Below are 12,077 nucleotides of genomic sequence, written 5' to 3'. Positions count from 1 at the left end.
ACCGGCCGCGCCGCGGCTGACGCATCACGGCCCGCGCGGGTCTGGAAAAATCTCGAACGGGTGCTGCCTGCCGGGCAATGCGGGCCACCTCCTTTCCGAGTCATTTGCGGGTAATGACGTCGTTCTAGACGATGGCGGCACGATGTCAAGCATGACATCGTGCTGGTGCTTGCCGCTCAGGCGTCGAAATGCAGTGCCAGGCTGGCGAGGGCTTTGGGCAACGGCAGGTTTTCCTCGGCTTCGAGGATGCCGGGCACCGGGTGCGGGTATTCGAAGAAGACGCCGTAGGTGCCGGGACGCTGGCCGTGCAGATAGACGTGGGCGCGCAGGCTGCTGAGTTCGCTGTGGCGCAGGGTGACGATGTCGGGGTCGGCGCCGTTGTCGGGGGCGATGTCGCAGGCTTCGCCGAACTGCTCGTCGAGGCTGACCAGCAGGCGGCGCAGGGAACGGCTCTTGGGTAGCGACCAGGGATTGGTGTTCATCGCAGCAGCTCCGGTTTGATTTGTTCCAGCCAGGTGTCGATGCGGCTTTCGCTGAGGTTCGCCTGCCAGTGCTGGTCGAGCGCCAGGCCGAGGAAATGGCCGTCGGCGACGGCCTGCGAGGCCTTGAACTCGTAGCCGGCGACCGGCCAGCGGCCGACGACGCGGGCGCCGCGGGCGACGAAGGCGTCGTGCAGGAGACCGATCGCGTCGACGAATTCGTTCGGGTACTTCTGCTGGTCGCCGAGGCCGAAGATGGCGATGGTCTTGCCGGAGAGGTCGGCGTCGGCCAGTTGCGGCAGGAATTCCTCCCAGCTCGGCTGGCTCAGTCCGGTCAACGCGCCGGGCAGCTCGCCGTCGCCGAGCGTCGGGCTGCCGACGATCAGGCGCTCGTAGGCGAGGAAGTCGGCGAGCGCGCTGCGCCCGATATTGACCGGGGCGGCGGCGGCCGCCCCGAGTTTTTTGGCGATCTGCTTCGCCACCAGCCGGGTGCGGCCGGTGTCGGTGCCGAAGAAGATGCCGATCTGCTCCATGCTCAGGCGCTCACCGCGAGTTCCTGGGTCAGCTCTTCCGGCAGCACGCCGACCGGGTCGCCGAGGGTGCCGTCGGGGCCGTTCTCGAAGCGCACCAGGTAGATTTCCTGGTCGGGGTCGGCTTCGACGTGGCCGAACTGCACCACCACGCCGCGCGAGCCGGCGGCGGCGATCAGGCCTTCTTCCTCTTCGACGCCGGGCATCCCGCCGTCGTTGAGGATGTCGGTGGCGGCATAGACGAGGTCGCCGATTTCGTACTGGACGAGAGCCATGATGTCAGGCCCAGACGTCGGCGGGGGCCTTCAGGCGTTCGACCGGCTGGTCGAACATCAGGTCCTCGTCGATGATGGTGCCGACGTCGGCCGGCTTGACGCCGACGTACATCGTGCCTTCCGGGTAGACGATGACGGTCGGGCCGAGATGGCAGGGGCCGAGGCAGCCGGTGTTGGTGAGCAGGAAGCCCGAATTCCACAGGTTGCGGGCCGTGAACTCGTCGGAGAAGGCCTGCCAGGTGGCGGCGCAGCCCTTGTCCTGGCAGGAACCGCGCGGGTGGCCGGCGGGGCGGCCCTGGACGCAGACGAGTACGTGTTTCTTGGGTCTTGGCATGAGATTCTCCTTGTCGATGGAGAATCTTTAGCAAGGGTGGTGCCAGCTGTTAGTCCTTGTTTTTCAACGGGATGCGGCTGGGCGCCTGTGTCGGGTTAACGACAAAGCCGCGTCTGCCGTCGTCTCAGTGGTTGCCGTGCTTCTCGCGCACCATCGCGTCGAGGGCGTCGATCACCCCGTCGCTGCCGTCTTCGACCCGCTCGAAGGCGCCGTGCAGCTTCTCCTGGATTGCGTAGTCGGTTTCCCAGCCCGTCGCCAGCAGTTCCATCGCCCGGTGCATGTTCTGGTGCACGTTGCGGTGCGGGTCGCCGATGCGGCGGAAGCTGCCGACGTTGCCGAAGATGGCGAGGGTTTCGGCGCTGCCCAGCCATTTGCCGAGGCGGCAGGACTGTTCGTTGACCTCGACCGCTCTCGCGTTGTCCGAGTTGACGCCGTGGCTGATCGCCAGGTAGCCGTTCTGCTTGTAGATGAAGTGGTCGACCTTGGCCAGCGCCGCAAAGCTGACGTCGTGGATGTAGTGGATCTGTTCCAGCGCGCTGGCGGAGGCGGTGGCGACGTCGGCGAAGCGGGCGTCGAAGTCGCCGATGGTGCCGCGCGATTCGGAAGCGATGCCGCGCATGTCGCCGGCGTTGGCCAGCATGCGCTCGGCGTCGTTCTGCAGCGTCTTCATGATGCCGGAGATCGCCGTCGACGCCTTGATCGTGTCTTCCGCCAGCTTGCGCACCTCGTCGGCGACGACGGCGAAACCGCGACCGTGTTCGCCGGCGCGGGCGGCCTCGATGGCGGCGTTGAGGGCAAGCAGGTTGGTCTGGTCGGCGATGCTGGCGATCAGCGTCACCGAACGGGCGATTTCCTCGCGGTGGGCGTTGAATTCGACGATCGCGTGGCCGGTGTCCTCGATCTTGTCGACCAGGCGGTTCATCGCCGCCACTACCGCGTCGATCGCCGCGCTGCTTTCCTGGGCGGCGTCGGCGTTGGCGGTGGACAGGCGGGTCAGCGCATCGGTGGCGGCGACGATGCCGAGCATGTCGTTCTGGATCGTCCGCATGTTCTTCAGCAGGTTCTCCTCGTTCAACTGGCCGAGGCGGGAGAGCAGGTTGTTGCGCATTTCCTGGTGGTAGTTGCGCATCAGGATGGCCAGCGATTGCTTGCCCTGGTTGACCGCCTCGCGGAAGACGCCGTGCAGGCCCTGGCTGGCAATCGTCGCGTCGAAGCGGTTCTCGCTCGCCGCCTTGAGCGCTTCGCGCTGCTTGCCGAAGCAGTTCTCCATCTGGTCGAGCATGGCGTTGACGTTGCGACAGACGCTGCCCAGTTCGTCGCGTCGGCCGGTGTCGGGAATCCGCTGACCGATCACGCCCTGGGCGATTTCGCTGGCGACGCGGGAAATGTGGTTGAGCGGGGTCAGCGCGACGCGCAGCTTGTGCAGGTAGAACAGGCCGCTGCCGATGCCGAAGGCCATCAGGCAGGCGAACCACAGCCAGTCGATGGTCAGCCAGCCGTGGGTGGCCATGCCGATCAGGCCGGCGACGAAGAGGAGGACGTTGAGAAAGACGACTTCGACGACGGCGCTGGTGATGAAGGGCGAACGCTGCATGGGCTTTCCTGGCGGATGGTGAGACGGGGCAAGACGGGATTCTTGCCGGCGAATGTTACGGCATGATGCGGCGGCCGTGCCAGCACGGCCGCGCCGCTGCGCTCAGAACTGCTTGACCTCGATGTTCAGGGTCTGGATGCGGTAGGCAATCTGCCGCGGCGTCATGCCCAGGATGCGCGCCGCCTTGGCCTGTACCCAGCCCGCCTGTTCGAGCGCGGCGATCACCCGTTCGCGTTCCGACAGCGAGGGATCGGCCAGGTCAACCTCGTCCACCGGGGGCGGTGCCGCTGGCGCGCTGGCGAACGGCGCCGGTCCGCCGTTGCGCAGCGGCCGCCCGGAGCTGCGCTCGCGGCTGCTCGGGAAGCGGATCAGGTCGACGTCGATGCGGCCGTCCTCGGAGAGCACGGCGGCGCGTTCCAGGCAGTTCTCCAGCTCGCGCACGTTGCCCGGCCAGTCGTGGCTGGCCAGCCGGCGCTGCGCCATGTCGGTGAGGATCAGCTTGCGCTTCTGGTCGTTGCCGATCTTGCCCAGCAGGTGGCGGGCGATGTCCGGGATGTCCTCGATCCGCTCGCGCAGCGGCGGCAGGAAGAGCGGCATGACGTTGAGGCGGTAGAACAGATCCTCGCGGAAATCGCCCATTTCAACGGCGGTTTCCAGATCGCGGTGGGTGGCGGCGATGATGCGCACGTTGACCTTGATCGTCTTGCTGCCGCCGACCCGCTCGAACTCGCCTTCCTGCAGGATGCGCAGCAGCTTGGCCTGGAAGGCGGCGGAAACTTCGCCGATTTCGTCGAGGAACAGGGTGCCGCCGTTGGCCTGCTCGAAGCGGCCCTTGCGCGCTTCCACCGCGCCGGTGAAGGCGCCGCGCTCGTGGCCGAAGAGTTCGGATTCGAGCAGGTTCTCGGGCAGCGCCGCGCAGTTGAGCTTGACCAGCATGTTGCGGGCGCGCGGCGAGTTGTAGTGGATGGCGTTGGCGATCAGTTCCTTGCCGGTGCCGGTCTCGCCGCGGATCAGCACGGTGGTGTTCCACTTGGCGACCATGCGCGCCTGGTCGAAGACCCGGCGCATCACCGCCGAATGGCCGACCATGCTGTCGAAGCCGTGCTGGTGGCGGACGGTGCGGCGGAGCAGGTCGCGTTCTTCGAGCAGCGTCGATTTTTCCTGGGCGACGTCCATCGCCAGCCGCAGGTTCTGGCCGATCAGGTTGGCGACCATCTCGACGAACTGGGCGCGTTCCTCGAGCAGCCCGTCTTCCGGCGCTTCCGGCTGGACCGCGAGGACGCCCTGCAGGTTGCCGCCGACCTTGATCGGCACGGCGATGAAGGGCAGTTCCGGTTCGTAGATGCGCATCCGGTTGAGGAAGCGCGGCTCGTCGGCGACGCGCATCAGCTTGATGCTGCGCGGCCGTTCCAGGATCAGGCCGATGATGCCTTCGCCCGGTCCGTACTGTGCAGCGTCGGCGTCCGGACCGTCGGGGTTGTAGATGGTATGCACGGCGAGCTTGCCGCTCTCGGCATCGACGACGCCGATCAGGCCGCGCGTCAGCCCGGCTTCCTCGTGCAGCACGCGCAGCACTTCGCGCAGCGATTCGCGGAAATTCAGCGACCGGCTCAGTTCCCGGCTCACCGCGTAAAGTGCGGAAAGGAGCAGGATGTTGAGCTCGTGCGTGCGGCAGAAGCCGCCGCCCGGGGGGCATTCGTCGGCGCTGTGGATCGTGTGGTGTTCCTGCATGCTCATGGTCCTGGTCAGATCGGGTCGCCGTCGACGCGGAATTCGACGATGGCGGCGCAACCGCCGCTCGGGCTCTCGTCGAGATCGATGATGCCGCCGTGGTCGGCGACTACCTGCTGGGCGCGCGACAGGCCGGTGCCGATGTGCTTGCCGCTGCCGTTCTTGGCCGTGAAGAAAGGTTCGAACGCCTTGTGCCGCCACTCCATCGGGATGCCGGGGCCGCTGTCGAGGACGGAGACGCGGATGCAGTCGTCGATCACCTCGCTCTTGATCAGCAGTTCGCGGCGCGGCCAGCCCTTGACGTTCATTGCCTCGATCGCGTTCTCGACCAATGCCTTGAACAGCATGCGCAACTGCAGCGGCCGCCCGCGCAGCGGCGGCAGCACCGCCGACGGCTGCCAGTCGACGGTGATGCCGGCCTTGAGCAGGCGCGCCGTACACACTTCGAGAACGTCGCGCAGGATTTCGTTGAGATTGACCCGCACCACAATCTCCTGCGGGCTTTGCGGAATCACCTGGCGCAGCGACTCGACGTGCTCGCGGCTGGTTTCCAGCACGTGGCGCAGCATTTCGGCGCTGCCCGGGTCGCGCCGCTGCAGCACGGCGATCGCCGAGGCCATCACGTTGAGCGGCTCCTCGAGGCGGAAGACGGCGGCCGACAGGCCCTCGCGGATCGCCGCCGTGCGTTCCTCGTCGGCCAGCGACGCCTTCAACGCGGCGCCGTGGGCGCGTTCCTGTTCCTCGCGCAGGTTGGTGATGTCGGAAATCACCAGCAGCAGGCCGGACTGGCCGGCGGCGCAGAAATAGCTGTCGGCGCAGTCGTTGTGCATCTCGATCGCCGAGGCGCTGACCGACAGCCAACGGGCGCGGCCGATCGGGCTGTCGAGGCGCATCTCGCGGTTGCTGAACTCGCAGCGCCGGATGTCGCCGGCCAGCGCCTCGTACCATTCCGGCGCCAGCGCGTCGAGCAGGCGGTGCGCCGGTTCCTTGGCGCGCATGTCGGTGACCAGCTTCTTGTACTCCTGGTTGTCGAGGACGACGCGGCCGGCCGGGTCGAGCAGCGCGAAGGCGACCGGCGCCGCATCGACCACCGATTCGATCAGGTGCTTGTGGTTGCGCAGCGAACGTTCGAGGCGGTGCAGCTCGGTGACGTCGCGGTGCATGCCGAGGAAATGGGTGATTTCGCCGGCGGCGTTGTGCACCGGCGTGATCGACACTTCGGCGAGGTAGGTGCCGCCGCACTTGCGCTTGTTGAGCAGCTTGCCCGACCAAGGCTGGTGCGCCTTCAGCGCGCTCCACATCTCCTGGTAGAGCTCGCGCGGCGTGGTGTGGTTGGAGAGAACCGATTCGTTGAGGCCGATGATTTCCTCGGTGCCGTAGCCGGTGATCCGGCTGAAGCTCTCGTTGGCATAGAGGATGCGCGCGCTGGTATCGGTGATCGAGATCGCCAGATCGGCCTGGCTGACCGCCTGGCGATAGACATCGGGCGGCAGGACATCCTTCAGGGCCTGAAGGCTGGGTATCTCGGGTTGAGTCTGGGCCGGCATGGGGTGCTCCGCAGGGTGCGTCAAAAACGATGACGTGCTCCAAGCAGGTTTCATGCCGTTGCTTGCGGATTTTCGGAAATGCACGGTTTGTCGCGGCCTGGGCGGGAATTCGACAAATTTTCTGTGGCCTTTGCGACAAAGTGTTGCGGAAAAAATGCACCACTTTGGTGTGTCGTCGGAGAAAAGGCCGCAGAATGGCCCCCGCCGGGCCTTGGCGACGGATGGCACGGCTTATGCAGTATCGGCGGTGATCTTCCTTTCGAGACTTCCGTCCATGAGCGAAATCCTGTTACTGCTGCTGTCCACCGCGTTGGTCAATAACGTGGTGCTGATCAAGTTCCTCGGCCTCTGCCCGGTGATGGGCGTGTCGAAAAGCGTCGATAGCGCGCTCGGCATGGGGTTGGCGACGACCTTCGTCCTGGTGCTGGCCAGCGCCGCCTCCTGGATGATCGACAACTGGCTGCTGCAGCCGCTCGGTCTGGGTTACCTGCGCATCCTCGCCTTCATCCTGGTGATCGCCGCGCTGGTGCAATTCACCGAGATGTTCATCAAGAAGTCGAGCCCCGCCCTCTACCAGTCGCTCGGCATCTACCTGCCGCTGATCACCACCAACTGCGCCGTGCTCGGCGTCGCGCTGCTCAACGTGCAGCAGCAGTACAGCCTGTTCAAGAGCCTGCTCTACGGCTTCGGCTCGGCGGTCGGCTTCACGCTGGTCCTGCTCATCTTCGCCGGCCTGCGCGAACGCGTCGCGCTGGCCCGCGTCCCCGCCGCTTTCGGCGGGGCGCCCATCGCCTTCGTCACGATCAGCCTGCTGGCGCTGGCGTTCATGGGTTTTTCCGGATTCAACGTCTAAGGGAGAGCACAAGATGATTGCTGCCATTCTCAGTCTTACCCTGCTTGGTGCCGCTTTCGGCATCATTCTCGGCATCGCCAACAAGTTGCTGGCGGTCGAGGGCAACCCGGTGGTCGACGAACTGATCGCCCTGATGCCCGGCTCCAACTGCGGCCAGTGCGGCTTCCCCGGCTGTTCCGGGGCGGCGTCGGCGATTGTCGACGGGACGGCGGCGCCGACCTGCTGCCCGCCCGGCGGCAAGGCGCTGGCGACGGCGATCGCCGCGCGGCTCGGGCTGACCGTCGATCTCTCGGCGCTCGGCGACGACGGCCCGAAGATCGCCGTGGTCGCCGAGGAACTGTGCATCGGCTGCTGCCGCTGCTCCAAGGTCTGCCCGACCGACGCCATCATCGGCGCCGCCAAGCAGGTGCACAACGTCTTCCGCGAGGCCTGCACGGGCTGCTCCAGTTGCATCGAGAAATGCCCGACCGACGCCCTGGTGATGCAGCCGGTGCCGGTCACCCTGCAACACTGGGTCATGCCCAAGCCGCTGGCCGCCTGAGGAATTCACCATGGGATTCATGAACCTGTTCAAGCATTTCCTGGGCAAGGACTGGGGCGTCCATCCGGACGACCACAAGCATCCCGCCTGCGCGTCGCCGATCCGCAAGCTGCCGGTGCCGCCCCGCCTGCACCTGATGCTGTCGCAGCACGTCGGTGCGCCGGCGCGGCCGGTGGTCGTCGTCGGCCAGAAGGTGAGCAAGGGCGAGCTGATCGCCGCCGCTCAGGGCAACATCTCGGCGCCGGTGCATGCCTCGACCTCGGGCGTCATCGCCGCCATCAGCGACGTCACCGCGCCGCACACCTCCGGGTTGACCGGCATGGCGATCTCCATCGACAGCGACGGCGAGGACCGCTGGCTGGAGGTCGAGCCGACCGCCGATCCCTTCGCCCTGGCCCCCGAGGAAATCGCCAACCGGGTCGCGGCGGCCGGCATCGTCGGCCTCGGCGGCGCCACCTTCCCGTCGTCGGTCAAGCTCAACCTCGGCCGCCGCTCGAAGATCGACACGCTGATCATGAACGGCAGCGAGTGCGAACCCTACCTCTCCTGCGACGACCGCGTGATGCGCGAACGGGCCGCGGAAGTCGTCACCGGCATCCGCCTGATGCTCATTGCCACCGGCGCCGGCCGCGCCCTGGTCGGCATCGAGGACAACAAGCCGGAAGCCATCGCCGCCATGCAGGAGGCCGCCGCCGCGCACCAGACGGTGACCATCGTGCCGGTACCGGCGCGCTATCCGATGGGCTCCGACCGCCAGTTGATCGTCGAGCTGACCGGCCGCGAGGTGCCGTCCGACGCCCGTGCCGCCGACGTCGGCGTGATCGTCCATAACGTCGGCACCGCCTACGCGGTGCAGCAGGCGGTCTGCCTCGGCCGGCCGCTGGTCAGCCGGGTGATGACCCTCAATGGCGGCGCGGCGGCGATGCCGGGCAACTACGAAGTACCGCTGGGTACCCTGGTCAGCGACCTGATCGCCTTCACCGGCGGCCTCAAGGGCGAATGCGCCAAGCTGGTGATGGGCGGGCCGATGATGGGTTCGCTGCTGCCCCATACCCGGGTGCCGGTGATCAAGGGCACCAGCGGCATCCTCCTGCTCGACGCCCGGGAAGCCGCGGCCAGCGAAGCGGAGAACTGCATCCGCTGCGGCAGTTGCGTGAAAGCCTGCCCGATGGGCCTGCTGCCGCTCGAAATGAGCGCCCGCATCCGCAACGGCGACATGGACGCCGCCGCCGATCTCGGCCTCGCCGACTGCATCGCCTGCGGTTGCTGCGCCTACGTTTGCCCGTCGCACATTCCGCTGGTCCAGTACTTCTACCATGCCAAGGGCGATCTCTACGCCCGCGAGCGGACCAAGCTGCGCACCGAGGCGACCAAGAAACTGGCCCAGCAGCGCCAGGCGCGCCTGGAGCGCGAAGCCCGCGAGAAGGCCGAAGCTGCCGCCAAGCGCAAGGCCGAACGCGCGGCGGCGGCGGAAGCCGCCAAGGCCGCTGCCGCGGAAGCCGCCAAACAAGGAGAAATCGCATGAAACAGGCAACTCTGAACGCGGCGCCGCTCGCCTCGCCGCACGCCCACGGCGGCGGCTCGGTCAGCCGGACGATGTTCCGGGTCCAGCTTGCGCTGCTGCCGGCGACGATCTACGGCTTCTGGCTGTTCGGCTGGCCGTCGTTCTTCCTGTGGCTGCTGACCATCCTCTCCTGCCTCGGCTTCGAAGCCTTTGCGCTGAAGCTGACCGGCAGCCAGCGCATCCGGGCGACGCTGGGCGACGGCTCGGCGCTGCTCACCGGCTGGCTGCTGGCGATGACGCTGCCGCCCTGGGCGCCGTGGTGGGTGGCGGTGGTCGGCGGTTTCATCGCCATCGTCGTCGCCAAGCAGGTGTTCGGCGGCGTCGGCCAGAACGTCTTCAATCCGGCGATGGTCGCCCGCGTCGCGCTGCTCGTTTCCTTCCCGCTGCCGCTGACGCAGTGGGTGCTGCCGCTGTCGGCGACGGCGGCGGGCGGGCCGGATTTCGTGCTGTCGCTGCAGATGTTCCTCGGCAACCAGCCGATCCCCGACGCGATGGCCAGTGCCTCGCTGCTCGGCTACGCCAAGACCGAACTGTCGCGCGGCGTCGATCTGCTGCAGGCGTTGAACGCCGGGCACGCCCCGGCGCTCTCCTGGGTCGGTTCGCGGCCGGGCAGCCTCGGCGAATCGGCGTCGCTGCTGATCGCCGCCGGCGGCATCTACCTGATCGCCTGCGGCATCATCTCCTGGCACATTCCGCTCGCGGTGATCGCCGGCATCGCCGTGCCGGCGGCCATCGGCCACGGCATCGACCCGGCCCGCTACCTCGACGCCCCGGCCCACCTGTTGTCCGGCGCGGCCATGCTGGGCGCCTTCTTCATCGCTACCGACTACGTCACCTCGCCCAACACGCGGGCCGGGCAACTGGTCTTCGGCGTCGGCGTCGGCCTGCTCACCTGGATCATCCGCACCTGGGGCGGTTACCCGGAAGGGATGGCCTTCGCCGTCCTGCTGATGAACGCCCTGACGCCGGTCATCGACCGCTTCGCCAAGCCGCGCATCCTCGGCCGCGACCGCAAGGGCAAGCCGCTGGCCATCGCCGAGAAATAAGGGAGCATGCACATGAATTTCGAGTCATTCCGGGAAAAGATGTTCTACCAGCCGGTGTTGCTCGGCGTCTTCTCGCTGCTGGCGAGCGGCGCCCTGGCCTGGGCGTCGAGCGCAACCAGCGGGGCGATCGCCGAGGCGGAAGCGCGCGACCTGCGCAACTCGCTGTCGGAAGTGCTGCCGGCCGGCTTCGCCGACAACGACTTCCTCAACGACAAGCTGGAAATCGAGCGTGGCGGCAAGCCGTTGGTGATCTACCGCGCCCGCCGCGAGGGCGTCGTCAAAGGTGCCGTGTTCACCGTTGCCGAGCGCGGCTACGCGGCCGACATCGTCGTCCTGATGGCGGTCGACAGCGACGGCCGGATGCTCGGCGCACGCGTCCTCAAGCATGCCGAAACCCCCGGCCTGGGCGACAAGATCGAATTGTCGAAAGCCCCCTGGATCAAGAGCTTCGACGGCAAGTCGCTGGGCGATCCGCCGGCCGAACGCTGGGGCGTCAAGAAGGACGGCGGCGTCTTCGACCAGTTCGCCGGCGCGACGATCACCCCGCGTGCCGTGGTCAAGGCGGTGAAGGGCGGTCTGCTCTTCTTCGCCGAACATCGTGCGCAAATTCTCGGAGAAAAATCATGAGCCAGAACTTCGGTCAGCTCTTCAAGGACGGGCTGTGGGAACAGAACGTCGTCTTCGCCCAGATGCTGGCGCTGTGCCCAACCATGGCGGTGACCACCAGCGGCACCAACGGCCTCGGCATGGGGCTGGCGAGTACCGCCGTGCTGGTGGTGTCGAACGTGCTGGTCTCGATGATCCGCCAGACGGTCAGTTCGCAGGTGCGGATTCCGGTCTTCGTCGTCCTCATCGCCACCCTGGTGACCGTGGTGGACATGGCGATCAACGCCTGGATGCACGATCTGTACAAGGTGCTCGGCCTGTTCATCGCGCTGATCGTCGTCAATTGCGCGATCCTCGGCCGGGCCGAAGCCTTCGCCGTCAAGAACGGGGTCGCCGCGTCGGCGGTCGATGGTCTGGCGATGGGCCTCGGTTTCACCGGGGCGTTGACCTTCATCGGCCTGATCCGCGAATTCCTCGGCGCCGGCACGCTGTTCGCCCAGGCCTCGAACCTGCTCGGGCCGTCGTTCGCCTTCCTCGAAATGAAACTGACCGGCTTCGACGGCGCCCTGCTGATGATCCTGCCGCCGGGCGGTTTCGCCATCCTCGGCTTCCTGCTGGCCGGCAAGCGGGTGCTCGACAACCGCCTGGCCAGCCGTGCCGTGCCGGCCGCCGAGCCGCTCGCCACCTGAAGGAGCTTGCCATGCAGATAGGTGTTGCCTATTCCGAACCGGGCCGCCAGGTCTGGATGAACATCGAAGTGCCGGATACCTCGACGGTCAACGAGGCGATCGAGCGTTCCGGCATCCTCAACCAGTTTCCCCAGATCGACCTGAGCAGCCAGAAAGTCGGCGTCTTCGGTCGCCTGGTGAAGCTCGACGCAGCGCTGAAGCCGGGCGACCGGGTCGAGATTTACCGGGGAATCATTGCCGACCCCGAAACCGTTCCCCGTAAGGACATGGACCAGGACGATTGAATCA

General features: G+C 66.9%; 14 protein-coding genes. 7 read left to right on the top strand and 7 right to left on the bottom strand.

The features are described from left to right. Window positions 1–176: 176 nt before the first annotated feature. The 7 genes from AC0KWY_RS08740 to nifL all read right to left on the bottom strand — a co-directional run bounded on the left by AC0KWY_RS08740 (window position 177) and on the right by nifL (window position 6,490). Window positions 177–482, bottom strand: a complete 306-nt coding sequence (locus AC0KWY_RS08740) for a hypothetical protein (RefSeq protein ID WP_474029254.1) — start codon at window positions 480–482, stop codon at window positions 177–179. Then, a complete protein-coding gene (locus tag AC0KWY_RS08735) occupies window positions 479–1,012 on the bottom strand; it encodes a flavodoxin (RefSeq protein ID WP_474029253.1) in 534 nt (177 codons plus the stop codon). The genes AC0KWY_RS08740 and AC0KWY_RS08735 overlap by 4 nt, the downstream gene beginning before the upstream one ends. A gap of 2 nt (window positions 1,013–1,014) precedes the next feature. Further along, the gene (locus AC0KWY_RS08730; protein WP_474029252.1) at window positions 1,015–1,284 is read right to left on the bottom strand and encodes a nitrogen fixation protein NifZ; all 270 of its coding nucleotides are present in this window, start codon (window positions 1,282–1,284) and stop codon (window positions 1,015–1,017) included. A 4-nt stretch (window positions 1,285–1,288) separates the two neighbouring features. After that, window positions 1,289–1,618, bottom strand: coding sequence for a (2Fe-2S) ferredoxin domain-containing protein (locus AC0KWY_RS08725; protein WP_474029251.1), 330 nt, complete (start codon window positions 1,616–1,618; stop codon window positions 1,289–1,291). A 124-nt stretch (window positions 1,619–1,742) separates the two neighbouring features. Further along, on the bottom strand, window positions 1,743–3,212 hold the full coding sequence (locus tag AC0KWY_RS08720; RefSeq protein ID WP_474029250.1) for a methyl-accepting chemotaxis protein: 1,470 nt from the start codon (window positions 3,210–3,212) through the stop codon (window positions 1,743–1,745). Window positions 3,213–3,314: 102 nt separating this feature from the next. Further along, window positions 3,315–4,943: a nif-specific transcriptional activator NifA gene (gene nifA / locus AC0KWY_RS08715; protein ID WP_474029249.1), complete on the bottom strand. Its 1,629-nt coding sequence runs from the start codon at window positions 4,941–4,943 to the stop codon at window positions 3,315–3,317. A 14-nt stretch (window positions 4,944–4,957) separates the two neighbouring features. Then, complete coding sequence (gene nifL / locus AC0KWY_RS08710) at window positions 4,958–6,490, bottom strand: nitrogen fixation negative regulator NifL (RefSeq protein WP_474029248.1); 1,533 nt, start codon at window positions 6,488–6,490, stop codon at window positions 4,958–4,960. Window positions 6,491–6,764: 274 nt separating this feature from the next. Here nifL and rsxA point away from each other — a divergent pair, with 274 nt between their 5' ends. The 7 genes from rsxA to AC0KWY_RS08675 are packed head-to-tail and all read left to right on the top strand — an operon-like array spanning window position 6,765 to window position 12,073. Beyond that, window positions 6,765–7,343, top strand: a complete 579-nt coding sequence (gene rsxA / locus AC0KWY_RS08705; protein ID WP_474029247.1) for an electron transport complex subunit RsxA — start codon at window positions 6,765–6,767, stop codon at window positions 7,341–7,343. A gap of 13 nt (window positions 7,344–7,356) precedes the next feature. Then, window positions 7,357–7,884 carry an RnfABCDGE type electron transport complex subunit B gene (locus tag AC0KWY_RS08700; protein WP_474029246.1) on the top strand — a complete coding sequence of 176 codons (528 nt, stop codon included), beginning with the start codon at window positions 7,357–7,359 and terminating at the stop codon, window positions 7,882–7,884. Between the two features lie 10 nt (window positions 7,885–7,894). Beyond that, the gene (rsxC, locus tag AC0KWY_RS08695) at window positions 7,895–9,409 is read left to right on the top strand and encodes an electron transport complex subunit RsxC (RefSeq protein ID WP_474029245.1); all 1,515 of its coding nucleotides are present in this window, start codon (window positions 7,895–7,897) and stop codon (window positions 9,407–9,409) included. Further along, complete coding sequence (locus AC0KWY_RS08690) at window positions 9,406–10,494, top strand: RnfABCDGE type electron transport complex subunit D (protein WP_474029244.1); 1,089 nt, start codon at window positions 9,406–9,408, stop codon at window positions 10,492–10,494. The genes rsxC and AC0KWY_RS08690 overlap by 4 nt, the downstream gene beginning before the upstream one ends. A gap of 12 nt (window positions 10,495–10,506) precedes the next feature. Beyond that, window positions 10,507–11,121: an RnfABCDGE type electron transport complex subunit G gene (locus AC0KWY_RS08685; protein ID WP_474029243.1), complete on the top strand. Its 615-nt coding sequence runs from the start codon at window positions 10,507–10,509 to the stop codon at window positions 11,119–11,121. Next, window positions 11,118–11,789: an electron transport complex subunit E gene (locus tag AC0KWY_RS08680; protein WP_474029242.1), complete on the top strand. Its 672-nt coding sequence runs from the start codon at window positions 11,118–11,120 to the stop codon at window positions 11,787–11,789. The genes AC0KWY_RS08685 and AC0KWY_RS08680 overlap by 4 nt, the downstream gene beginning before the upstream one ends. Window positions 11,790–11,800: 11 nt before the next feature. After that, a complete protein-coding gene (locus AC0KWY_RS08675; protein WP_474029241.1) occupies window positions 11,801–12,073 on the top strand; it encodes an RnfH family protein in 273 nt (90 codons plus the stop codon). Window positions 12,074–12,077: the final 4 nt, after the last annotated feature.

Source organism: Azonexus sp. MM2026_4, assembly GCF_055901855.1.
This window is presented reverse-complemented; position numbering and strand designations above follow the sequence as displayed.